This window comes from Halovenus marina (assembly GCF_051414115.1).
Classification (GTDB): Archaea; Halobacteriota; Halobacteria; order Halobacteriales; family Haloarculaceae; genus Halovenus; species Halovenus marina.
In genome coordinates this window covers 1,352,297-1,374,217 of the sequence record NZ_JBLKNZ010000001.1, presented here as the reverse complement: position 1 = coordinate 1,374,217, position 21,921 = coordinate 1,352,297, and the positions used below count along the sequence as shown (strand labels likewise).

The following is a 21,921-nucleotide window of genomic DNA, read 5'->3' as shown; positions in this document are numbered from 1 at the left end:
CCCGGTATGGCGCTGGCCGAATCCGACCACGAACTCGTCGTCGACCATCTCGGCCGAGAGCCGTCGCCCGCGGAGGCGGCTCTGTTCGAGAACCTCTGGAGCGAGCACTGCGCGTACCGCTCGTCGCGCCCGCTGTTGCGGGCCTTCGAGTCCGAGGGTGACCAGGTCGTCATCGGCCCCGGCGACGACGCCGCCGTCGTGGCCCTGCCGACTGACGATGACGAGGACGTCTACATCACGATGGGCATCGAGAGTCACAACCACCCCTCCTACGTGGATCCGTTCGACGGCGCGGCCACAGGTGTCGGGGGAATCGTCCGGGACACGCTTTCGATGGGAGCCTACCCAATCGCGCTCGCAGATTCGCTGTACTTCGGCGACTTCGACCGCGAGCACTCCCGGTATCTCTTCGAGGGCGTCGTCGAGGGGATCAGCCACTACGGCAACTGTATTGGCGTCCCCACCGTCACCGGAAGTGTAGCCTTCCACGAGGACTACGAGGGGAACCCGCTCGTCAACGTCGCCTGTATCGGCCTCATCGACGACGTGGACCGTCTCGTGACGGCGAAGGCCCAGGAATCCGGAAACAAACTCCTCCTCGTCGGGAACGCCACGGGTCGCGACGGACTCGGCGGGGCCTCCTTCGCGAGCGAGGATCTGGCCGAGGACGCCGAAACCGAAGACAGGCCCGCTGTGCAGGTCGGAGACCCCTACACCGAGAAACTGCTTATCGAGGCCAGCGAACAGTTGATCGCGGAGAATCTCATCGAGTCTGCACGTGATCTTGGTGCGGCGGGGCTTGGCGGCGCGAGCAGCGAACTGGTCGCGAAGGGCGGACTGGGCGCACAGATCGAACTCGAACGCGTCCACCAGCGCGAACCGAACATGAGCGCGCTCGAAATTCTCCTGTCGGAATCGCAGGAGCGAATGTGCTACGAGGTGCGCCCCGAGAACGTCGACCGCGTTCGGGAAATTGCCGACCGCTACGACATCGGCGCGTCTGTCATCGGGGACGTCACCGACGGCAACTACGTCTGCACCTTCGCGGGGGAGACAGTCGTCGACGTGGATGCGGAATTCCTCGGAGAGGGCGCGCCGATGAACGACCTGCCGATGGTCGAACCCGACGACGGCAGTCGGGACCTGCCGGACGTCGCCCTCGACGAAGCAGTCGAGCGCGTCCTGTCGAATCCGAACACGGCCTCGAAGCGGTGGGTGTACCGCCAGTACGACCACGAGGTGCAGGTCAGAACGGCGCTCGCGCCGGGCGACGACGCGGCGCTTCTGGCAGTCCGCGAGGCCGGTGTCGGTCTCGCGTTCGCGTCGGGCGCTGACCCCAACTGGACGGACGCCGCACCGTACGACGGCGCGCGAGCGGTCGCGCTCGAAAACGCGACGAACCTCGCAGCGAAAGGCGCGGAACCACTCGCAGCAGTCGACTGTCTGAACGGCGGCAACCCAGAGAAGCCAGACGTGTACGGCGGCTTCGCCGACATCGTCGATGGTCTCGCGGACATGTGTTCGGCCCTCGATACCCCAGTCGTGGGCGGGAACGTCTCGCTGTACAACGACTCCGAAACCGGGCCGATCCCACCGACGCCGACGCTCGCCGTCGCTGGCGTCTCCGAGTCGTACGACGCGCCCACGCTCTCCCTCGCTGGCGAGGGGGACCTGTTGCTCGTCGGCGACCGACCGCTCGACGGCGAGGCCGACCCGCGACTCGGCGGATCCGAGTATCTCAGTCAGTTCGGCGGCGACGACCGGTTCCCGACGCTCCCGAAGGACCCGAAGGGGCTGGTCTCGACTATCGTCGACGTGGCAACCGACGAGACGACGCTCGCGACACACGACGTCAGCCACGGCGGCCTCGCGGTGGCACTCGCCGAGATGGTGACCGACGACGCAGGCGCAGATACCTCACTCGACGGGCCGGGAACGCCAGCCGAATTGCTCTTTCACGAACAGCCCGGTCGGGTCGTCATCGAGACGACCGACCCACGCAGCGTGCGCGAGGCCTTCGACGGCGTCGCTCCCGTCGCCAAACTCGGGAGTGCCGACGAGACGGGGACGCTCTCGCTCGACGTCGACGGAGAGGCGCTTTCGCTGGACGCAGACGAGATTGTGTCGGCGCGGTCCGTTATTGCCGACGCGCTGGAGTGAGCGCACGGCCACCGGCCGCGTGACTTCTGCCTTTGTCACACGGATGACCCCGCGGATTTATAACCTCCCCAGCGGAGATACAGCACATGGAGATTCCGGATCTGATCAAGCAACGCCTCGGGGGTGAAGAGATCGAGTCGGCGGTCAATCTCGGCGACGAGGACCTCATCTGTTTCACGCCGACGCGAACCTTGCTCTACCGTGCCGAGGGAATCTTGAGCGACGAATCCGTCTCTGTCTACGACCACGATATCGAGCGGCTGAATGTCTCGGAAGGGCGGCGAAAGACCACCTTCGAGTTACAGTATCTCGACAGCACGGAGTCGTTCAAGATAGCCAGCGGCCGGGCCGAACCGGTCCTCAAACGACTGCTCGCTGGCGTCTTGCACACCTCCGACGTGACCGACGACGGCGAGAGCGTCGTCGACGTGTTCCGGTTCAGCGAGTTGACGCTCGTCATCACCGAAGCACGACTCATCAAGCACATCGGCGCGTCCGTCTGGGACGAGGACTTCGCAGAGTACCCCTTCGAGAGCGTGACCGGACTGGAGTTCGAGGACGGCAGCGTCGCGACCCAACTCGTGCTCTCTGTCGACGGTCGCCCGCAGCGGATTAAGGCCCCGTCCGACCAGGCACGCGTCGTCAGAGATACTCTCGAAAAGGCACTCTTTGCCTACCACGACGTCGAGTCGCTCGACCAGTTGAACAGCGCCGTCGGTGTCGACGACGAACCCGAGACGGACGACTCCAGCGACCTCTCGCTCGACGATACGATTACCCCACTCGTCAGCGACGACCCGGACGACTCGGCCGAGCACGACGACCCCGCGGAATCGGATACCCTTCTCGACACCTCGGGCGACGAGTCAGCCGACAACGAGGACGACGAGAGCGACCAGTTCTCGGTCACAGAAACGGACACTGCCGCGGAATCAGAGGTCGGATCACAGCGGGAGACGGACAGTCAGTCCGAGACTGCGTCGGCGGAGTCGCCCATCGATCCAGCGGAGTTCGAGGAGATGCAGACACAACTCTCGAAGCTGACCCGCGCGGTCGGCCAGCAGAACGAACTGCTGAAACAGCAACACGAGACGATCGAACGCCTCATCGAGGAACTCAGACGCCGCGAGAACGAGTAGCCCGTTCGCCCGGAGACTATTTTTCTCGGCCCGTTACCTTGCGGATACACGACGAGCCGAAGGGTCCGTGTTCGGCCGTCTCGAACTGAACGAAATGCCCTGTCGAGATGTCAGTGCCACAGCGCCGGCACGTGAACTCACCCTCGCGCTGCACGACGTCGGCCTCAAAACTGACGAACGACCGGCCCTGCGGTCGAACGATGCCGTCTGTGCGCTCGATGACGCCGCGCATCTCGGCCGTGTCCAGTATCTCTCTGGTGAGTGCTGGGTCCGTCGTCACCGTCTCCAGTCGGTCGAGCGTCTCCTTCAGGGACAGCGTCTCGTCTTCGAGATGGTCGAGCAACTCCACGCCGAGTTCGACCGTCTCCGTGACTGGGTCAGTGGGCTCCCGGTCGGATCGCTCGCTCACGGTCGACTCATCACGCTCGGCTCACAAAGCCTTTATCGACAGTTCGTCTCGTGCTGTAGTGCATCGACCGGCCAGACCACAAGAGGTTTGCCGGGGCGAACGAGTATATCATGTTGATGCAAACCGCGACGTACCGGCAACTGGGCGGTATCTGTGGGCTGCTCGGCGTTGCGGCGGTCGCCGCGATGCTGTTCTCCCCGTCGGCGGTCATTAACGGTCTCGAAGGTCTCGCAGAACGCCCGGCGCTGTTTCTCGTCGCTATTGGAGCGGTCTACGTGATTCGACCCTTTCTGCTGTGGCCTGTCACTTCGATTGCGGTCGGTCTCGGCTATCTCTATGGGCCCGTCGTTGCGCTCCCAATTGCGCTGCTCGGTGCAGGTGTGACGGGTGTGCCGCCGTATCTGGTCGGCCGGTACGCCGGAACTGACGCCGGACTCTTCGGTTACATCCGTGGCTCCGGTCAACAACTCATCGATGTGGCTGGTGAGACTCGCGGCGTGATCGCGGCGCGTCTGTCACCGATTCCCGGCGACGCAGTCTCGTATGGGTCCGGTCTCTCGGAGGTCTCGCTCGGCCCGTTTTTCTTCGGAACGGTCGTCGGTGAGATTCCGTGGGCCGCCGTGGCGGTGCTCGCGGGCGCGTCGATGCGGTCGCTGACCGTCTCCGAGTTCGCGTACAGCCCGCTCTTTTTACTCGGACTGACTGCACTCGCCGCGCTCGTCTTGATCGGGCCGCTGTACAGTCGCGCCTTCTCCGGTGCCGTGGCCGACTCGTAGCACTCCCTAATAGAACGTATCCGAACAGTCGAAGACGACACCGTGTACCGGACAGACGTACTTGCAGTGACGGCGATACATCGGCCGTGAACAGCGCGGACACGGGCGGCCGCCGTTTGCGTCCGATGCGTGATGGTCTGTCATTGCGTCGCCGTCAGGTGTGGCTCCGTAGCGTCAGCACTCCGACCAGCCACAGGACTCGCATGTCTTGCAGCCCTCGGAGTAATACAGCGAGAGCGACCCGCATTCGGGACATTCGGGGTTCTCGCCTGCCTCGATGAGTTCCTGCTGCTGGTCGACACTCGCTTGCTGCGTGCTCGCGCCGCCGTCAGTCTCCGGTTCGGCGCCCGGATTCGGCTCTGCCTCCGCGAGCGCCTGGGCCGCTTCCTCCTCGGTCGGGTTCTGCTCTGCTCTGTCGGCGGTCTCTTCGAGCGTCTGCTGCTGTGGGTAGGCGCGCTCGACGTCGCCGTCCAGATACCGGCGCATCGCGGTCCCAATCGCGTCAGGGATCGACTGGATCTGCTCGCCCTTGTCCCACGCGACTTTCGGTGACCGGATGCCCTGGAGTTCGTCGGCGATCTCCTCGGGGTCGACGCCTGCGCGGAGCGCCGTCGAGATGGTCTTTGCGAGCGCCTCGGTGAAGGAGGCGGTGAAGCCACCGGAGTTGCCGATGTTCGCGAACAGCTCGAACGGTCGGTCGGCCTCGGGGTCCTCGTTGATGTTCACGTAGAGTTTCCCGTAGCCGGTGTCGATCCGCTGGGTCACGCCGTGCAGTACGTCCGGGCGGGCCTGCTTCTGTGCGAACTCGTTTTCGCCGTCGACAGCCCCGAGCAACTGCGACACCTCCTGGTCGATTGCCGCCTGCACCTCCTCGCTCTCGACGAAGGCGTCGATGCCCCCGAAGACCTCCTCGATCTGTTCGACGAGCGCCTGTGCGGCCTCGGTTTCGTCGGCAAACTCGGTGTTCTGGGCACGCGTGGTGAGCACCTGCTTCGAGCGCGTGCCGTCGCGGTAGTAGGTGACGCCCTTGCCGCCGTGGTCGTAGATGTACTGGAAGACCTCTTTGGCATCTTCGATGGTTGAGTCGTTGGGCGCGTTGACCGTCTTCGAGATGGCCGAGTCGACGCCCGCCTGACAGGCAGTCTGGACGCCCGCGTGGTCCTTCGCCGAGAGGTCGCCGGTCGTGACAAAGAGTTCAGAGATACTGTCTGGCACCGTCGACAGCGACTCGACGCCATCGAACTCGTTTGCCGCCATCTGTTCCTGGGCCTCCTGCTTGACCGTCTCGACGTCGATGTCGTTTTCCTCGAGAGTTCGCAGGAAGTAGTCGTCGAACTCGACGAGCATCTCGTCGCCCTGCACGTCGTCGGAGACGTTCTTGTAGTAGGCGACGTTGTAGATTGGCTCACACCCACCAGTCGTGTTGCCAACCATCGATGTGGTCCCGGTCGGCGCAATCGTCGTCGTGTTGTGGTTGCGGATCTCGAATCCGTCGGCCCACTCGTCGGCGTCCAGCCCCGTGTGGTGCTCGAACCACTCGCGGTACGCGGTCGGATCGGCGAACTTGGATTTTCCCCACTCGCCGAAGGAACCGCGCTCGGTGGCGAGTTCGTGACTCGCCCACTTGGATTCGTGGTTGATGTGAGTCATCAACTGACGGGCGATCTCGTTTGCCTCGGTGCTGCCGTATTTCACGCCAAGTTGGATGTACAACTGGGCCAATCCCATGATACCCAGCCCAATCTTGCGCATCTCCCTGACGGTCTGTTCGATTTCGTCGACCGGGAAGTCAGACATCGTGACGACGTTTTCGAGAAACCGCGTTCCGAGTTCGATCCGGCGGTCGAACTCCTCCCAGTCGATTGACTCCTCGAGGAAGGCGATGATGGCGTCCTCCTGCGAGGCGAAGTCGTCGGCGTTGTGTTCCGCCCAGACGCGCCAGTCCGGCGCGTCCTCGGCCGCGAGCGTCGAGAGATTGATGTGGCCGAGGTTGCAGGCCTCGTACTCTTCGAGTGGCTGTTCACCGCATGGGTTAGTCGCCAGAATCCGGTGGTCTGGGTGTTCCTCCACGTCGAACGAATGCTTCTTGTTCACCCGTTCGAGATAGATGACGCCGGGTTCGCCGTTCTCGTGTGCGCCCTCGACGATGCGCTCCCAGACGAGATTTGCGGGCACCGAGAGTACTTCTCCAACCTCGACGTGCTCGCCGAGGCCGAACATATCGTAGAGTTCCTTGGTCTCCGCCGTCGCAATATGCGGTTCGCCGGTTCGGGGGTTCGTGAAGGTGTACTCCTCGTCGTTTTTGACCGCCTCCATGAAGCGGTCAGTGATACCAACGGAGATGTTGAAATTCGAGAGATGGCCTTCGACGGCGTTCCGGAGATGCTCCGGGACGCGCCCCTCGTCGTCGATGAGTTCGCGGGCCTCTTCGAGCGCTTCGGCAAAGGAATTGTGCGTGAAGTCGTCGGGGTCGTTCAGTCTGAGCGTGTTCGCAAGCGAGACGTCCTTGTTCTTGGCGTGGATGAACTGGATGACGTCGGGGTGGGAAACGCGCATGACGCCCATCTGCGCGCCGCGTCGGGCCCCGCCCTGTGCGATGGTCTCGCACATCTGGTCGTAGGTACGCATGAAGGTGATCGGGCCGCTCGCGATGCCGCCGGTCGAACCGACCGGATCGCCGTAGGGTCGAAGCTTCCAGAACGCATAGCCCATGCCGCCGCCGCTCTGGAAGACCTGTGCGGCCTCCTTGGCAGTCTGGTGAATATCGTCGATGTCGTCCGCTGGTGAGTCCACGAAGCAGGCAGAGAGTTGCTGGAGTTCGTCGCCCGCGTTCATCAGCGTCGGGCTGTTTGGCATGAAGGAGAGCCGCTCCATCGCGTTCTGGAACTCCCCGGCGACAGTCTCGACGTGGTCGCGGATGTCCGCAGGCAGTTCCGAAACGATAGTCTCGTATGCGAACTTGTTGACGTTGTATTCGGTCAGTTTCGTCTCGACGTCGTCGTCGGCGGTGACGCCTGTTCCAAACACCTCGGCCGCGAGTTCGTCACGGCGCGGATGGTCGGGCTTGAGTTGGTCTGGCGTGACTGAAATCTCCGTGTCCTGGTTGTCCGCCTCGTAGACAGCCTCGGCGAGTGCAATATTTTTCGCAACGCGCTCGAACAGTTCCTCCTGCTGTTCGGCAACGTTGCCGTCCGCGTCCTTCCTGAGATAGCGCGCCGGGAGAATATTGTGGTAGGCGTTTCCGGTCAGCCGCTCTTCGAGCGTGTCTCCTTCAGTGCGTTTGATCGGTAGTGAAAGCTCGCCCGCACCAAGCTCGCTGCTCATACGCGCTCACCCCGGACGGCGATCTGTCCTCCATCTGCTCGTGTCTCGCTTGCTCCTGATCCTATCATTTGTGACGGAATTCTGTTTCGAGTTCGGCCACAATAATCCTTTCGTGTGTACATTTGGGTGTCTCGATAAAGTTGTCACTTTTATGTGAATTGGTCGTTCCTTCGGCGCCCGCAGGGGCGTCGCTCGCGCGACTACTACTAACGGCACTGCCGTTCTTAACGCTGAGTATACCGGAGTGGAAGTGAAACTAAGCTACAGTACCCGCTCGCTGTCTGTGTGTTCGGAGTGGAAATACTGGGGGGTTTTCGGGTGGAGATCGAACTGTTTCCCGACCCGCTCGCGGTCTGGATGAGATGCCTCGGAAGAATTAACAGAAAAGGTATATTAGCCGGGTGATGGACGTGTCGGAAACGGGACCAAAGTGCCTCCGGAACGGACTAGCTGTGCGGATAAACGGCGCATACTGTCGGTCGGGCGGTTGCCTGCCAGAATGTATATACGTTCGACAGGAGTACGATCAGTATGAATCCACTCGTCGGGGTACTGCAGGTCGGTCCGCTGGAGACGCCGCCAGAGCTGTTACTCGTGTTACTCGCTCTCGTTGTGGCGATTATCGTCGCTCGGTTCGTTCTGGCGCTGGCAAAGAAGGTGATCATCATCGGTCTAATCATCGTCGGGACGCTGTGGGTACTCGCGGAACTCGGATTTCAGTTCGGCGTCTTTTGAACGCGTTCTCGAACGCCCAGACAGGTCACTCCAGGTTGAGGAAATTTCTGATGATGTCGTGTCCCACAGCGGTCAGCACGGACTCGGGATGGAACTGCACGCACTCGATGGGGTGTTCGCGGTGGCGAATTCCCATGACGAGTTCCGTCCCGTCGACTGTCGTCGTCGCCGTCACCTCGAAGCAGTCCGGAACCTCTGTCGCGACCAGCGAGTGATAGCGGCCGCCCTGAAAGCCCTGGTCGAGACCCTCGTAGACGCCCGCGCCGTCGTGGTCGATGGGAAATGCCTTGCCGTGGATCGGTTCCGGCGCGCGCCCGACCGTTCCGCCGTAGGCGTAGACGGCCGATTCTAGCCCGAGACAGACCCCGAGCGTCGGCACGTCGGGGCTGAGTTCTCGGAGCACGTCGAGTGTGACGCCGACGTCGCGCTCGTTTTTTGGATGGCCCGGTCCGGGTGAGATGACGATGGCGTCCGGATCGAACGACTCGACAGCGTCGAGCGACGCTGTATTTCGCATCACCTCGGTGTCTGCGTGTTCGCTGACGTACTCGACCAGATTGTAGGTGAAGGAGTCGAAGTTGTCGATGAACAGCACCCGCTGTTGAGTGTCGGCGGTGTCGGCTTCGTCTGCCGCGTGCTGTTTACTCATTCCGTTGCCCTCCCCGCTGTTTGCTCCTGTTCGTCCTCGACTGTCTCCGCCTCCAGCCGGTCAAGTGCGACCAGCACGCCGTCCATCTTCGCCTCGGTCTCCTCGTACTCCGCGGCAGGGTCGCTGTCCGCGACGATTCCGGCACCGGCCCGAACCGTAACTCGGTTCGACTCAGGGGCGTCGATGTCACTCTCGATTGTCGCAGACCGGATGATGATCGCAAAGTGCGCGTCGCCCTGCCAGGAGACGTAGCCGACGCCGCCGCCGTATGGGCCACGCGGCGTCCGTTCGAGGTCGTCGATGATCTCCATCGCCCGGATCTTCGGGGCGCCCGAGAGCGTCCCCGCGGGGAAAGCCGCTCGCACGGCGTCGAAGGCGTCGTACTCCTCGTCGAGCGTTCCCGTCACCGTCGACTCGATGTGCTGGACGTGCGAGTACTTGAGGACGTTCATGAACTCGTCGACGCGGACGCTGCCTGCCTGTGCGACCCGGCGCACGTCGTTTCGCGCCAGGTCGACGAGCATCGTATGTTCGGCGCGCTCTTTCCCGTCTGCGAGCATCTCTCCAGCGAGTCGCCGGTCCTCGACGGGACTCGTCCCGCGCGGACAGGTGCCCGCGATTGGATTCGAGACAATGTGCCGGTCGGCGACCGAGACCAGCGTCTCCGGGCTGGCACCGACAATAATTCGGTCGCCGTGTTCGAGCAAGTACATGTACGGCGACGGGTTGACCTCTCGCAGCGACTCGTACAGACCGAGCGGACAGACCGACCCGTAGAGTTCGCGCGTCCGGGAGATAACTCCCTGGTAGATGTCACCGCTGTAGACGTGTTCTTTGGTCTCTGCGACCGCTCGCTCGTACTCGTCGCGAGGCCCTGCGCGCTCTCGCTCGCGGCGAAATCCGCCAGTCTCGATGTCGTCGGCGTCGGAGAGAAGCGAACTGACGCGCTCGGCTTCGGCGGCCAGTTCGTCGTACACCGCACCCGCGTCGTCCTCCGCTCGGACCACAGGCGTGAACACGAACGAGATGGTCTCCTCTGAGTGGTCGAACACGAGCGTCTTCGTCGTGAGCAGGAACTGGGCGTCCGGATAGCGCGACTCCGGGCGGTCGAGTCCGACCTCGTCGAGCCAGAGGTCGTACACCGCATCGTAGCCCAGAAAGCCGACGAGACCGCCGTCCAGTTTGTGGCGGTCGCGCTCTGGGAAGCCCTGACGTTTCACGTCCGGCATCGCCCCACGAAGTCTGTCGAGCGTATCCCCGGATCCGGATTCGATGAGTCCCTCGTATCGGTCCGAGAGTACGTCGACTTCGGTGCTACCCGGTTCGATGGTGATGACCGCCGCAGGGTCGTATCCGACGAAAGAGAATCGTGCGTGGCGGTCGCTCCCTTTGGGCGCAAATGCTCCGTCCGGGTCGCTCGATGCGACCTTCTCGGCGCTTTCGAGCAGGAAGGCGTACTCGCCAAACTCCGATTCAGTGGTGCGCCCTGTCACCGCGCTATAGGTCTCCAGTGGCTCGATGTCGACGTCGATCTGGGCGGCCGTTCGGACGACGGCGGGACGCTCGCACTCGGCCAGCGAGACGAACTCCTCGCGTGTTCGTTCGAGCATCGTCACGCTGATCCCCTCCGTGCATTCTCGACGAACGCCGCAACTGCGTCCGGGTCTTTCTGTCCGCCGCTCGACTCGACGCCACTCGCCGTGTCGACGCCGAACGGGTCGACTGTCTCGACAGCGCGGGCGACGTTGTCGGGCGTCAGTCCGCCCGCGAGTACGACCGGCACGTTGAGTCGGTCGACGTGCGCTGCAGACTGTTTCCAGTCGTGCGTCTCGCCCGTTCCGCCGCCGCCCGTCTCATCGGTCGAGTCCACCAGTAATGCGTCCGCGGCCGCCGCGTACTCGTCGATGTCTGGCGTCTCGGTATCGACCGTCGCGACGAGGTGGCCGTCGATGCGCTCGCGCAGGCCGCCGAGATGCTCTGCCGACAACCCGCCGTGAACCTGAATCGCGTCGGCCCCGACGCGTTCGTACAGCGACACTGCCGTCTGCACGCTGTCGGGCATCGTGACGAGAATAGTCGTGACAAAGGGCGGAACGGAATCGACGAGCGCCCGTGCACGCTTTGCCGGGAGTTCTCGTGGCGTGTCCACCGGAACATCGACGATGAATCCGACTGCGTCAGCGCCGACCGCTACCGCCGTCTCCACGTCCTGTTCACGCGTCAGCCCGCAGATCTTGACCCGAGTGTAGCTCATACCCGCGCTCCGCTGAGTTGCTCCAATTTTTCTTCTGCGCCACCCGAGTCGATGCTCTCGGCCGCGCGCTCGATCCCTGCCGCGATGGAGTCTGCCTCACCAGCGATGTAGATCGCTGCGCCCGCGTTCGCGAGGATGATGTCCCGTTTCGCGCCGGTCACCTCGCCGGTGAGGATGCCGCGCATATCTGCGGCGTTTTCTTCAGGTGTTCCGCCCGCGACTGCCTCGATATTGTGCGGGCCAAGGCCGAGTTCCGCTGGCGTGAGCGTGTAGGTCTCTATCTCGGAGCCGTCGACTTCGGCGACGGTCGTCTCGTCGTGGACGGCAATCTCGTCCATCCCCGACCCGTGGACGACGAGCGCCCGGTCGACGTCCATCCGCGCGAGCGCGCTGGCGAGCGTCTCGACGAGTTCCGGGTCGTAGACGCCGACGACCTGTGCGTCCGCGCCCGCCGGGTTCGTCAACGGCCCGAGCACGTTGAACAGGGTTCGCATTCCGAGTTCCTTCCGCGGCCCGATGACCGCCTTCATCGCCGGGTGAAAGACCGGCGCGAGCATGAACCCGATCCCGTCGCTTTCGATCGCTGACTCGACCGCTGGCGGTTCTGCCTCGACTTCGACGCCGACCTCTTCGAGAACATCGGCGCTGCCGGAGGAGGAAGACACCGAGTAGTTTCCGTGCTTGGCGACCGGAACGCCTGCCCCCGCGGCGACGATGGCGCTCGTCGTCGAGACGTTGATCGTGTTGTAGTCGTCGCCGCCGGTCCCACAGGTGTCGACGAGCGTCTCGCGGTCGGGTTCGATCGTTCGGGCCGCCTCGCGCATCCCCTCGGCGAACCCGGCGATTTCGGCTTCAGTCTCGCCTTTCGCTCTGAGCGCGGCGAGCAACGCGCCGATCTGTGCCTCGGTCGCATCCTCGAACACCGCCGTCGAGGCCGCTCTCGCCTCGTCCTGTGTCAGATCCGCACCGTCTGTCACGCGTTCGATGTACTCCTGCATAGTGAACACCAGTGAACTATATCGTTCTGTAATGAACAACTCCGTACACTAACTTAAGCGTGTCGTCTCGACGGGGTCGTTCCAGCTCCGTCGGCGTAGCTTTTTGCGCCTGTCGCGAGACTGGACGGATAGAGTACGGTGGACTCGAACCGCGAGAGCACACTTGCGCGCGTACGGAACTCTACTCCGGTAGTCGTCGGTGCACTCGGTTCGATCCTGCTCTTTCTGTTCGCGGTTCAGTTGCTAAGTGCGTCGACAGAGGCCGGAGCCGTTCCGCTCGAACGCTTCTTCAGACGCCACGTCGACGGGAGCGGACAGGCGCTGGGCGCGAGTTGGCTCGCCACGTACGCGCTCACGAACGGGTCCGTCGTGGCGGCCCTCGCTGTCTCGCTGTTCGAGTCGGGGATACTCACGGCCACACAACTGTTCGTGATGCTCGCCGGGTCACGGCTCGGGGGTGCCGCTATCGTGCTCCTGATCGGGGCGCTCGATTACGTTCAGAAGCGGCGCTACTCGTTCAGCGATGCCACCCGGCTGGGAGTGCTGACATTTCTCGTGTCACACTCGGTCTATCTCCCGGCAACCGCTCTCGGCTCTCTTTTGTTGCCGACGCTTCAGACGGGGTTCGGTGGTGCCAGTGAACGGGTGGAGGTGGCCGCTCACCCGCTGTTGGTGTTCGCACCAGCCACGAGCGCAATTGTCGATACCGTCGGTATCGGGATTGCGCTGGTCGTGGCACTTCTCGCGCTGTTTGCCAGCCTCACGCTCTTCGACCGGATGCTCAAGCGGATCAGCACTGACTGGCTCCGCACGCGGCTCTTTCGTCGATTTCGACACAAGTGGGTGGCGTTCGCACTGGGCGTTCTCATCACCGGCGTGACGACCAGCGTCGCGTTCTCGGTGGGCGTGGTCGTCCCGCTCTACAATCGCGGCTACCTCAAGCGGCGGGAGGTCGTTCCCTACGTGCTGGGTGCCAATATCGGAACACTCTTCGATACGGCCGTTATCGCTGTGTTGCTGGAATCTCCGAGCGGTCTGTCCGTCGTGCTCTCGCTCATCGCTGTCGCGACGGTCATCACGACCGGAACGCTGGTGTGGTTCTCGACGTACTTCCGGGTCATCGAGACAGTCCAGACCCGTCTTCTCGCCGACCGTTGGTCTCTGATCGCGTTTCTCGCCTCGCTGGTCGTTTTTCCGCTTCTGCTGGTTTTGCTCCCCTAATTTCACAGCCGCACTCGGCAGTACCATCTGGTGGTTTGGTCGGTGTGACACGATAACGTTCGGCGGACTCGTGACGACTTGGAATCACAGACTCGAAAATAAGGTCGCCAATACAGACGCAAGCTATCCTTACGGCCACACAATAGCGCTGTACGCATTTTGTTCGTCAACGGTAGCGACTGACAATTTTGACACCGGTCTGGAAAGACGCCGTTACGTCTAATGAACCGCTGCATAACTAACCGAGTAGCCCCCGTATGGTTGATTGGTTATGCCACAAAACCCTCGCGTCCGTATCGGACACTGCTGTCCAGATGCACCGAACGTCGACATCCTGGTTGACGGATCACCTGCCTTCGAAGACGTAGCGTTTGGCGACCTGAGTGACTACGCGACGCTCGACGCTGGCGAACACGAGGTTCGTGTCGTCCCGTCCGGCGGCGGTGACGCGGCCATCGAGGCGAGCCTCGATCTGGAAGACGAAACAGCGTACACCGTCCTTGCGACGGGAATGCTCGAAGACATCGAGCCGACAGTTCTCATGGACGAACCCGGCGAGGTGCCATCTGACAAGGCACACGTCCGACTCATCCACACATCACCCGACGCTCCGGACGTATCGATCAGCGTCGCGGGCGGCCCGGAACTGTTCGCGGGCATCGGCTTCCGTGAAGCAAGCGACTACGAAGCCGTCGACGATGGGACGTACGACCTCGAGGTCCGGCCCACAGGCTCTGACGATGTCGCACTCGCACTCGATGACATCTCGTTTGACGGCGGTACGGCGTACACCGCTATCGCCATCGGCCAGGTGAGCGACGGTTCGCTGGATGCAATCCTCGCAGAAGATGCGATGATGCAGATCGCGGCCGACGACTGAACCTGCGCTGAACGTGTGCGTCAGCCGAAACTTTATGCGGCTCGTCGACGCACACTCTCTATGGTTCGTGGTCTGATCAGGTGGTTCGCGGGGCTGTTCGGGAGCGAGTCTGAGTCGGGAGAGTCAGACGAGGCGGAGAACGACGAGGGCGGATTCATGCCCTCCCGTCTCGACGCGTCGGTGCTGTTTGCACATGGGATGAACAGCACCGAGGCCGCACAGCAGGTGGCCAGCATGGAAGACGAGGGGGCACTCGCGGCACAGCAGGAGGTCGTCGAAGACCAGAAGCGAGTGGACGCCCAGCAGCGAGGAGACGATCAGCCGGCGCGACGATAACGGATCCGTTCGATGGGGGCAGGCGATTCCAAACAGTCGCAACTCCGAAGTCATTAAGAACGGGAACGTCGAACGTCGTGACATGCAAAAGCTCATCATCCGCGGCGACCCCGGCATCCGAAAGGGTGCGACGATCGAATTCGAGGGGGAGGAGTACGTCTGTTTCGGCATCAACCGCCAGGGTGAGTGGAACGGGCCGGACCGGCCACAGCTGTGGTGTACTATTGGTTCGGTCGACGAACGCGAGGCCTACGAGCGCCGGGAGTTCATCCCCCTTCACCTGGATGTCGACGACGTGGATGCCGAGGACATCGAGGTCATCGAAGCCGCAACCTGACGACGGCGCACGCCCGTGAACGTCCCGGTATGCGCCGTGACTGTTCGGGACTTCTCGTAGACTGTTACTGTCGATAGCGCGTCGTCCACTTTGGGATCGCCAACCGATAGAGTGCGACACCGATGCCGCCGAGTGCGAATCCGCCAGCGAATAGCGCGGCGAGCAAGGGTCTGGAGATGGGTGCGAGCGCGAACCCGACGACGAGCACGGGGACGAGCGCGACGACGACGGCGACGCCGAAGGCCGCAAACAGGAGCGTATCGAAGAGAAACTCGTTCGGTGAGAGTCCGGTGAGATACACCGTCACGCCAAAGATGTAGCAGGCGACGCCGACGAGCACGACGGCTCCGACGATGGCATCGAGAGGCCGACTCCCGTGCCAGAGTAGTGCGAGCAGGTAGTACCCGAGTCCGACCAGCGGACCCAGAAGCAGAAATGCGCGGAACTTCGCGCGGAAGATGTCGGCGACTGAGAGCGGGTGCGCGAGATAGGATTCGATATCGTCGAACTGGGTGAGCCAGTTGTACGTCGTGAACCCCGAGAGGCCGAGGATGGTTCCGAAGGAGACGCCGACCGAGGGGGAGACGCCGGTTATCTGCCCGGCCAGATCCACGAGGACAGCGGTGACGCCGAACAGAACCGCCGACGAAAAGAGCACCTTCCCGAACCCACCGGAACTGCGGTGCACGTCAAGCAGTGTCTTGGTCGCGACGGGGTCGCCGACCCGCTCCCCCCAGCCACGCATGGACGGGCCGACGGTTCGCACGGCGTTGCGAGTCGTCGTCTCGAACGTGACTGCACCGAGCAGCAGGACTGCCGCGACGAGCGCGAGCGCAGCGCCGACTCGCATGGGGGTAAGCGAACGAAAGGCCCCGTAGGGCGTGGCGGCGACGAGCGAGACGTCGCTGATCCACACACCGACACCGCCCGCGACGAGCGCGGCAAACGCCGCCTGCCCCCAGCGGCCGCGTCCGGTGAGACCGAGCCCCGCAATCGTCGTTGCGAGTCCGAGGACGAACGTTCCCGTGAGGGTCACCCAGAGCAACAGGACGGTTCCGACGGCCTCGCTAGTCGTGAACGCCGAGGAGCCAAGCGCCGAGGGAAACACGCCGAGTGCCATCGGGATCAGAAACAGAAGCGCGTAGTAGACGACGTCCTTGACGAGGAAGAGACCGAGCAATCGCCGCTGTGAGAGCGGGAGCGTCCGAGCCGAAAAGACCAGCAGCGTCACGTCACCGAGGAGGTTCTGCACCGCGTCACGCCCGACGAATCCGATCGAACCCGTGTGCAGTCCGAAGACGAACACGAGCGCGTGCAACCCGACGAAGATAGTCTCGAACGCTGTCTCGGTGGTGACGAGCACCTGGACGGCTCCGGCGACGAACACGGCGATCAGGGCCGGAAAGAGCCCGAATCGACGGCCACTGAACAGTCGGCTGTGCAGTCGCCACTCCTCGCGGAGCATCTCCACGAAGATGCGTCGGCTCTGTCCGGCCATCTATCCGTCCTCCCACGCCACGTCGGTGTCCGTGCGCTCTAGAAACACGTCCAGAAGCGTCTCGTCGTTCTCGATGTCGGCGGGTCGCACGTCGCCGACGACCGATCCGGCAGAGACGATGCCGACCCGAGAGCACAGTTCCGCGGCCACGTCGACGTTGTGCGTCGAGATGAGGACCGTGTTCCCGGCCGCCTGATACTCCCGGAGGAATCGCTTGACGCGCTCCTGTACGATCGGATCGAGGTTCGCGAGCGGTTCGTCGATGAACACGAGCGCCGGTTCGTGGAAGAAGGTTCCGGCGATCATCACCTTCTGCTGTTGCCCGCGCGAGAGGTCAGTCGCGAGCGTGTCTAACTTCTCGGTAAACCCCAGACGGCTCGCCCACGTCTCGATACGCCGGTCGACCGTCTCGTCGGGCAGTTCGCGGACCGCGCCGACGAACTCGAAGTATTCGCGGGGCGTGAGAAAGCTCGGCGGTGACTCCTTCTCCGGCAAGATTCCGACCTGTTTGCGGACGGCAATCGGTTCCGCGACGGGGTCGATATCGAGCACCGCAACGGAGCCCCTGTCGGGGACGATCTGCCCTGTGAGAACCTCCATCGTCGTTGTCTTTCCGGCCCCGTTCGGCCCGAGCAGCCCGTACAGTTCCCCCGCCTCGACCGTGAGCGAGAGTCCGTCGAGCGCAGTTACTGCCCCGTAGTTCTTCCGAAGCCCATCGATCTGGATTGCAGCCATCTGAGACACTCGTGACTCAGTTTTGCCGTCCCATAAGTTCCGGTGTCAGCGACAACGTGGGACGGTGACGCGAAATTGACCGACGATTACCGGGATACCTCGTAGATTGTCACCGACCCGCTTCTGTGTGCGACGGTCACGGTGTCGTGGTCGCCAACGGTGATCGATCCATATCGATTGCGCTCGGCGGGGCCGACGTACACGTAGTCGACGCCGTACTCATCGAACAGAGCAGTCTGCTGGCTCGCGTTTCCGGTGTACATCGTCTCCACCGCGTCGAGGCGCGTCTCGTAGGGGTCGTCACCGCGGTACTGCCGCTCGTGGAACCAGCCAAGCACCGTCGGCACGCCAGTGAGACTCGCTGGCGCGGTAGCCCCCTCGCCATCATCTGGATCCCAGTAGTAGCTTCCGGGTGCCGCCGTGAGCAGTGTGGGTTGCCCCTCCCGTTCGTCGATCCAGCGGATCGCTTCGGCTTCCTCTGGATATTCGCTTTCGAGATAGGCCGTCGCATCGAGTGTCGGCCCGTTTCCGGTCGTCTGCGGGCCGTCGTCGAGATGGTGTGCAACTGCGAGTCCGGCGTACACACCTGTCACCACCACCAACAGCACAGCGATCATGGCCCCGTGCTGTCTGAGTCGCCGGGTATCGACTGACGGCGGTGACGGCGTCGCGCCAGCCAACCGCGGGAGGACAACCGCGGTCGCTACCGACCAGAACAGCCAGACGTGAACGTAGGGCTTGAAGATGACGTTGAACCGCTCGCCCTCGATGGTGACCAGTTCCACGAGGAGAATCAGTCCTGCTCCCGCCGCGACCAGCGCGAGTTCGAATGGCGGTTCGTCGACGGTGCGGAGGAGCCACCAGCACGCGAGCAGCAGGGGGGCAACCAGTCCGAGTGCGGGCGCTCCGAGTATGGCCGTGACTGCGACGCCCGCTACTCCGAGAAGGAAGACGAGCGACGTCGAGACGCGTCCGGCCCGCTCGCGCACTGTCGGTGCGTGCGTTGTGACCATCCGCGCGAGAAAAACTCCGATTGCGAGCAGAAAGGCTCCATGGACGACCAGAAGCGGGGACAGCGGCGTCCACGGCTCCCAGAACTGTACCGACCCGCCAGCGCCGCCAGCCACCACGAGCAGCCAGTACGGCAGTGTCAGCCCGAGCGCACCGACGAGTACGGCGAACGCGACACAGACCGCCGTCAGCAGGGATTGCAGTTCGCGACCGACCCGCCCGCCCGCCTTCACGGCATCGGGCCAGGGAATGAGTGGCTCGCCGGGGAGCGCGAAGACGACGACCCCCGTTAGTCCGAGCACGACCGGAAACGACCACAGGTCGACGAGACCAATCACGCCGACGACCGGAACGAGCGCGCCGAACAGTACCCGTCGCCGCCGGGTCGTGGATCCGCGCCACGCGGCGAGCAACACCCCCGCAGCGAGTAGCATGAACGGCTGGACCATCATGTGCGCGTGCAGGTCGCCGTTGAGCCACGCGAAGAGGGGAAACTCGGTGGCCGCTGCCGGGGAATCCCCCGCAGTGGGATCGATCGGAATTACTCTGCTCGCATCGAAGTAGCCGAAGTCCCCCGGCGACCACCCGAGCGCGCGCTCGTCCAGACTGAACCAGCCTGCGATGGTGTCCGCGACGCTGTCGGGTGCGAGCCAGACGAGGACGCGTCCGAACGGTTCGAGATTGGCCGCGAGGCCGACGAAAAATGCGCCGAGTCCGGCGGCGATGCGTTGGGAGACATCGTAGGGACGCGCTATCGACCCGGCGAGTCCGTACGCGGCAGTCACGAGCGTCGCGTAAAAGCCAGCGAGTCCGAGATTGTACGCGAGCGCTGGCTCTGTCCCGGTCAGGGTCGCGACCAGCGTCGTGATCAGGTGCCCGCCGTAGTGATACCTGACCGACTCGCCCGCGAACCACATGTCCTCGGGCGGGAGCCGTCCCGCGCGGTCGAGCGTGTTCAGCAGACCGAAATCGAGAAACTTCTCGCCGATGGCCAGCGGGAGCGGAGCGGCGGCCGGATCGAGCGCACGCAGGAGGACGATAAGCAGGAACGCGACCACGAAGACCAGCGCGAATTCCCAGCTTTCCCGGAGGTCCGTGCCGTAGTCGTAGTCCGTCCGCCGAGCGGCGAGTGCCGAGAGCGCTCCGACCGCGGCGAGTCCGGCGATCAGGGCCGGGAGCACGAAGGCCACGTGTCCGACGAGATGGCCGACGATAGCGAGCACGACGAGGGCAATCGGGATTGCGAAGCCAGCGTGGTCGAGGTCGCCGAGCACCCACGCGGCGAGCGGGAGTGCGAGCGCCCCAAGCCCGAGGAAGGCGAGCAGCCAGAGTCCGACGGCGACGACTTCCATCACCGGAACCCCGGCGGCCTGGATTATACGTTTTGTTGTCTGCGGTCGCCAGCCGAGTGCTGACCCACCCGAAGTCGGAGCGAAACACGGGACTTTTATCGACTCCTTCCAACCTTCCACTAATGGCACCCTCCATCGGGCTGGTCGTTCCTGCCTACGACCCCGATATCGACCAGCTCGACGCCTACGTTCACGGAATCGCCGAAGAACTCGACCCCGAGGTCATCCGGATCGAACTCGACGGCTGTGAGTCCGTTCCGGCCGAGATCGCGTCACTTCCGGCCCAGATCAGTGCCGTCCCCTACAGACGAGGCAAGGGCGCGGCGATAACGGCCGGGTTCGAGGCCCTCGACACCGACGTGCTCGCGTTTGCGGACGCTGATGGCGCGACCCCACCGGCGTCGCTCCGTGGCGTCATCGAAGCGATTACTGAGGGCGAGGCTGACCTCGCAGTTGGGTCACGGCGACATCCGGATGCGGACGTCCAGAGTCATCAGACTGTCGCCCGGCGGTACATGGGCGATACCTTCGCGTGGCTCGCACGCCGGTTTCTCGACGTAGACCTTCACGATTACCAGTGTGGCGCGAAGGCGATCACTGCCGAGGGGTGGGACGCCGTCCGCGAGCACCTGTACGAATCCGGCTTCGCGTGGGACATCGAACTCATCGCCATCGCCGGGGCGCTCGACTTGCGGGTCGCGGAGGTACCGGTCACGTGGCACGACCAGCCCGGGTCGACGGTGTCGACGATTCGGACGCCGCTGCGGTTCATGCGGACGCTGTTCGTCGCCAGACATCGGGCGAAACAGCTTCACAACAGCCGTCTTCACGCCGCGATTGCACAGCATCGGACGGATTCAGCAGCACTCGTCGAGGAGAAATGAGAGCGACCGTTCGCCATCTAGAGAGCACCAGCCAGCGATGAGCGGGGAATCGAGTCGCGTCGACGCACTACGGTCCCGGGTTCGCTTTGGGAAATTCGTCTCGGTCGGTATTGTCGGCGCTATCAGCGACAACACCGTCCTTGCTGTGCTTGGACTGGTCTTCGGCGTGAGCGACATGTGGGCCAAGGCCGCTGGCGTCGAAACGGCTATCGTCGTGATGTTTCTCGTCAACGAACACTGGACGTTCGCTGGCCAGGGCAAGGCCGGTCGTCGCTCCTTTTTCACGCGACTGGGCAAATCACATCTCGTCCGCTCGGGCGGCGTTGCGGTCCAGCTTGTCGTCTACTGGTTTCTGACCCAGCGGCTGACCTACGAACTCGTCGTCGGCGGGACGGATCTGTGGTTCATCGCTGCGAGTCCGGTGGCCATCGGCGTGGCGATGATCGTCAACTACGTCGCAGAGAGCATTTTCACCTGGCAGGTCCACGTGGACGGTGGCGAGTAGTGCGTTACTAACTCACGGATGGCACTCGAATCACAACCCTTAATGAGGGGACCGGATTACCAGATGATAGCGGGATGGGATAGCCAGGAGATTCCGGCGGGCTCATAACCCGCAGACCGGTGGTTCAAATCCACCTCCCGCTATTCTCACTGAACTTCATCGCGGAGGTTTATCTCCGCGATATCAGTGAAGTGTGTATCGTCTCTGTGGATTTGAACGAGGGCAGACGCGCGCAGCGAAGCGAGCACGTCTGGACGTGGTTCAAATCCACCTCCCGCTACTTTTCGCGTCGAACTACGTGACGAGCACCGCGTAGCGTGTGCGAGTCACATGTGAGACGCATAAATCGTGGCTGGATTTGAATGAGACGAGACGCAGCGCGACCAGCGGGAGCGACCGTCTCGGCGTAGTTCAAATTCCACCTCCCGCTATTCTCACGGAACGTCATCGCGGAGACCAATCAGGAACCGCTCCTCACGACGTGTCGACGCCAACGAGTCGATAGACGAGACACATCCGAGTCAGCGCGGTCCCGACGAGAACCACACCGACGAGTAGCGCGAGCGCGCCGACGACTGGGCCGCCGGGGGCGATTCCAGCCACGACGACAAGACCAAGCACGACCAGTAGTGCGCCGAGCGCGAGTCTGACGGTTCGGTCTGTCGGACCAATATTGGACTTCATACCCATTTCTACACACGACAAAGGTATAAACGTT

21 protein-coding genes and 1 tRNA gene are annotated in these 21,921 nt (G+C 63.3%); 11 read left to right on the top strand and 11 right to left on the bottom strand.

Annotation, left to right across the window (positions count from 1 at the left end; translation table 11 throughout):
* The first annotated feature begins 6 nt into the window (after positions 1 to 6).
* Positions 7 to 2,160, top strand: a complete 2,154-nt coding sequence (gene purL, locus ACMGFL_RS06945; protein WP_436934808.1) for a phosphoribosylformylglycinamidine synthase subunit PurL — start codon at positions 7 to 9, stop codon at positions 2,158 to 2,160.
* An 86-nt stretch (positions 2,161 to 2,246) separates the two neighbouring features.
* Positions 2,247 to 3,299 carry a DUF7115 domain-containing protein gene (locus tag ACMGFL_RS06940; RefSeq protein WP_436934807.1) on the top strand — a complete coding sequence of 351 codons (1,053 nt, stop codon included), beginning with the start codon at positions 2,247 to 2,249 and terminating at the stop codon, positions 3,297 to 3,299.
* A 16-nt stretch (positions 3,300 to 3,315) separates the two neighbouring features.
* Here ACMGFL_RS06940 and ACMGFL_RS06935 read toward each other — a convergent pair whose 3' ends face one another.
* Entirely contained in the window at positions 3,316 to 3,708 is a 393-nt protein-coding gene (locus ACMGFL_RS06935; RefSeq protein ID WP_436934806.1) for a DUF5830 family protein, read from the bottom strand.
* A 116-nt stretch (positions 3,709 to 3,824) separates the two neighbouring features.
* Between ACMGFL_RS06935 and ACMGFL_RS06930 the strand changes: the two genes are divergently transcribed.
* Positions 3,825 to 4,484, top strand: a complete 660-nt coding sequence (locus ACMGFL_RS06930) for a TVP38/TMEM64 family protein (protein WP_436934805.1) — start codon at positions 3,825 to 3,827, stop codon at positions 4,482 to 4,484.
* A 6-nt stretch (positions 4,485 to 4,490) separates the two neighbouring features.
* Here the strand turns inward: ACMGFL_RS06930 and ACMGFL_RS06925 are convergent, their stop codons facing one another.
* On the bottom strand, positions 4,491 to 4,628 hold the full coding sequence (locus ACMGFL_RS06925; protein WP_436934804.1) for an HVO_2523 family zinc finger protein: 138 nt from the start codon (positions 4,626 to 4,628) through the stop codon (positions 4,491 to 4,493).
* Positions 4,629 to 4,658: 30 nt separating this feature from the next.
* Entirely contained in the window at positions 4,659 to 7,808 is a 3,150-nt protein-coding gene (locus tag ACMGFL_RS06920) for an adenosylcobalamin-dependent ribonucleoside-diphosphate reductase (protein ID WP_436934803.1), read from the bottom strand.
* 531 nt (positions 7,809 to 8,339) lie between these two features.
* On the opposite strand from ACMGFL_RS06920, the gene ACMGFL_RS06915 reads away from it, so the two are divergent.
* Complete coding sequence (locus tag ACMGFL_RS06915) at positions 8,340 to 8,543, top strand: DUF8029 family protein (RefSeq protein WP_436934802.1); 204 nt, start codon at positions 8,340 to 8,342, stop codon at positions 8,541 to 8,543.
* Positions 8,544 to 8,568: 25 nt separating this feature from the next.
* On the opposite strand, the gene trpG is transcribed toward ACMGFL_RS06915, so the two are convergent.
* The 4 genes from trpG to trpD are packed head-to-tail and all read right to left on the bottom strand — an operon-like array spanning position 8,569 to position 12,444.
* Positions 8,569 to 9,192, bottom strand: a complete 624-nt coding sequence (trpG, locus tag ACMGFL_RS06910) for an anthranilate synthase component II (protein WP_436934801.1) — start codon at positions 9,190 to 9,192, stop codon at positions 8,569 to 8,571.
* Positions 9,189 to 10,802, bottom strand: coding sequence for an anthranilate synthase component I (gene trpE, locus ACMGFL_RS06905; protein WP_436934800.1), 1,614 nt, complete (start codon positions 10,800 to 10,802; stop codon positions 9,189 to 9,191). The genes trpG and trpE overlap by 4 nt, the downstream gene beginning before the upstream one ends.
* Before the next feature lie 2 nt (positions 10,803 to 10,804).
* Complete coding sequence (locus ACMGFL_RS06900; RefSeq protein WP_436934799.1) at positions 10,805 to 11,446, bottom strand: phosphoribosylanthranilate isomerase; 642 nt, start codon at positions 11,444 to 11,446, stop codon at positions 10,805 to 10,807.
* Positions 11,443 to 12,444, bottom strand: a complete 1,002-nt coding sequence (gene trpD / locus ACMGFL_RS06895; RefSeq protein ID WP_436934798.1) for an anthranilate phosphoribosyltransferase — start codon at positions 12,442 to 12,444, stop codon at positions 11,443 to 11,445. The genes ACMGFL_RS06900 and trpD overlap by 4 nt, the downstream gene beginning before the upstream one ends.
* Positions 12,445 to 12,582: 138 nt before the next feature.
* Here trpD and ACMGFL_RS06890 point away from each other — a divergent pair, with 138 nt between their 5' ends.
* The 4 genes from ACMGFL_RS06890 to ACMGFL_RS06875 all read left to right on the top strand — a co-directional run bounded on the left by ACMGFL_RS06890 (position 12,583) and on the right by ACMGFL_RS06875 (position 15,218).
* Positions 12,583 to 13,665, top strand: a complete 1,083-nt coding sequence (locus ACMGFL_RS06890) for a Na/Pi cotransporter family protein (RefSeq protein WP_436934797.1) — start codon at positions 12,583 to 12,585, stop codon at positions 13,663 to 13,665.
* A gap of 271 nt (positions 13,666 to 13,936) precedes the next feature.
* Positions 13,937 to 14,545, top strand: coding sequence for a DUF4397 domain-containing protein (locus tag ACMGFL_RS06885; protein ID WP_436934796.1), 609 nt, complete (start codon positions 13,937 to 13,939; stop codon positions 14,543 to 14,545).
* A 60-nt stretch (positions 14,546 to 14,605) separates the two neighbouring features.
* A complete protein-coding gene (locus ACMGFL_RS06880; RefSeq protein WP_436934795.1) occupies positions 14,606 to 14,881 on the top strand; it encodes a hypothetical protein in 276 nt (91 codons plus the stop codon).
* 82 nt (positions 14,882 to 14,963) lie between these two features.
* A complete protein-coding gene (locus ACMGFL_RS06875) occupies positions 14,964 to 15,218 on the top strand; it encodes an HAH_0734 family protein (protein ID WP_436934794.1) in 255 nt (84 codons plus the stop codon).
* 64 nt (positions 15,219 to 15,282) lie between these two features.
* On the opposite strand, the gene ACMGFL_RS06870 is transcribed toward ACMGFL_RS06875, so the two are convergent.
* The 3 genes from ACMGFL_RS06870 to ACMGFL_RS06860 all read right to left on the bottom strand — a co-directional run bounded on the left by ACMGFL_RS06870 (position 15,283) and on the right by ACMGFL_RS06860 (position 19,814).
* Positions 15,283 to 16,716: a hypothetical protein gene (locus tag ACMGFL_RS06870; RefSeq protein ID WP_436934793.1), complete on the bottom strand. Its 1,434-nt coding sequence runs from the start codon at positions 16,714 to 16,716 to the stop codon at positions 15,283 to 15,285.
* Positions 16,717 to 17,451, bottom strand: coding sequence for an ABC transporter ATP-binding protein (locus ACMGFL_RS06865; protein WP_436934792.1), 735 nt, complete (start codon positions 17,449 to 17,451; stop codon positions 16,717 to 16,719). It lies immediately after the preceding gene.
* 86 nt (positions 17,452 to 17,537) lie between these two features.
* Positions 17,538 to 19,814 carry a DUF2298 domain-containing protein gene (locus ACMGFL_RS06860; RefSeq protein WP_436934791.1) on the bottom strand — a complete coding sequence of 759 codons (2,277 nt, stop codon included), beginning with the start codon at positions 19,812 to 19,814 and terminating at the stop codon, positions 17,538 to 17,540.
* A 122-nt stretch (positions 19,815 to 19,936) separates the two neighbouring features.
* Here ACMGFL_RS06860 and ACMGFL_RS06855 point away from each other — a divergent pair, with 122 nt between their 5' ends.
* The 3 genes from ACMGFL_RS06855 (at position 19,937) to ACMGFL_RS06845 (ending at position 21,346) form a co-directional block, all read left to right on the top strand.
* A complete protein-coding gene (locus ACMGFL_RS06855) occupies positions 19,937 to 20,698 on the top strand; it encodes a glycosyltransferase (protein ID WP_436934790.1) in 762 nt (253 codons plus the stop codon).
* A gap of 37 nt (positions 20,699 to 20,735) precedes the next feature.
* Positions 20,736 to 21,203, top strand: a complete 468-nt coding sequence (locus tag ACMGFL_RS06850; RefSeq protein ID WP_436934789.1) for a GtrA family protein — start codon at positions 20,736 to 20,738, stop codon at positions 21,201 to 21,203.
* A gap of 68 nt (positions 21,204 to 21,271) precedes the next feature.
* Positions 21,272 to 21,346, top strand: a tRNA-Met gene (locus ACMGFL_RS06845).
* Between the two features lie 331 nt (positions 21,347 to 21,677).
* On the opposite strand, the gene ACMGFL_RS06840 is transcribed toward ACMGFL_RS06845, so the two are convergent.
* Entirely contained in the window at positions 21,678 to 21,887 is a 210-nt protein-coding gene (locus ACMGFL_RS06840) for a YgaP-like transmembrane domain (protein WP_436934788.1), read from the bottom strand.
* Between the last annotated feature and the right edge of the window lie 34 nt (positions 21,888 to 21,921).

Bases quoted from the DNA above. Each gene is read 5' to 3' on its own strand.
- purL (WP_436934808.1), top strand. From the start codon at position 7: ATGGCGCTGGCCGAATCCGACCACGAACTCGTCGTCGACCATCTCGGC.
- ACMGFL_RS06920 (WP_436934803.1), bottom strand. From the start codon at position 7,808: ATGAGCAGCGAGCTTGGTGCGGGCGAGCTTTCACTACCGATCAAACGC.
- ACMGFL_RS06865 (WP_436934792.1), bottom strand. From the start codon at position 17,451: ATGGCTGCAATCCAGATCGATGGGCTTCGGAAGAACTACGGGGCAGTA.
- trpD (WP_436934798.1), bottom strand. From the start codon at position 12,444: ATGCAGGAGTACATCGAACGCGTGACAGACGGTGCGGATCTGACACAG.
- ACMGFL_RS06900 (WP_436934799.1), bottom strand. From the start codon at position 11,446: ATGAGCTACACTCGGGTCAAGATCTGCGGGCTGACGCGTGAACAGGAC.
- ACMGFL_RS06840 (WP_436934788.1), bottom strand. From the start codon at position 21,887: ATGAAGTCCAATATTGGTCCGACAGACCGAACCGTCAGACTCGCGCTC.
- ACMGFL_RS06880 (WP_436934795.1), top strand. From the start codon at position 14,606: ATGGTTCGTGGTCTGATCAGGTGGTTCGCGGGGCTGTTCGGGAGCGAG.
- ACMGFL_RS06885 (WP_436934796.1), top strand. From the start codon at position 13,937: ATGCCACAAAACCCTCGCGTCCGTATCGGACACTGCTGTCCAGATGCA.
- trpG (WP_436934801.1), bottom strand. From the start codon at position 9,192: ATGAGTAAACAGCACGCGGCAGACGAAGCCGACACCGCCGACACTCAA.
- ACMGFL_RS06940 (WP_436934807.1), top strand. From the start codon at position 2,247: ATGGAGATTCCGGATCTGATCAAGCAACGCCTCGGGGGTGAAGAGATC.
- ACMGFL_RS06855 (WP_436934790.1), top strand. From the start codon at position 19,937: ATGGCACCCTCCATCGGGCTGGTCGTTCCTGCCTACGACCCCGATATC.
- ACMGFL_RS06915 (WP_436934802.1), top strand. From the start codon at position 8,340: ATGAATCCACTCGTCGGGGTACTGCAGGTCGGTCCGCTGGAGACGCCG.
- ACMGFL_RS06850 (WP_436934789.1), top strand. From the start codon at position 20,736: ATGAGCGGGGAATCGAGTCGCGTCGACGCACTACGGTCCCGGGTTCGC.
- ACMGFL_RS06930 (WP_436934805.1), top strand. From the start codon at position 3,825: ATGCAAACCGCGACGTACCGGCAACTGGGCGGTATCTGTGGGCTGCTC.
- trpE (WP_436934800.1), bottom strand. From the start codon at position 10,802: ATGCTCGAACGAACACGCGAGGAGTTCGTCTCGCTGGCCGAGTGCGAG.
- ACMGFL_RS06860 (WP_436934791.1), bottom strand. From the start codon at position 19,814: ATGGAAGTCGTCGCCGTCGGACTCTGGCTGCTCGCCTTCCTCGGGCTT.
- ACMGFL_RS06870 (WP_436934793.1), bottom strand. From the start codon at position 16,716: ATGGCCGGACAGAGCCGACGCATCTTCGTGGAGATGCTCCGCGAGGAG.
- ACMGFL_RS06925 (WP_436934804.1), bottom strand. From the start codon at position 4,628: ATGACAGACCATCACGCATCGGACGCAAACGGCGGCCGCCCGTGTCCG.
- ACMGFL_RS06875 (WP_436934794.1), top strand. From the start codon at position 14,964: ATGCAAAAGCTCATCATCCGCGGCGACCCCGGCATCCGAAAGGGTGCG.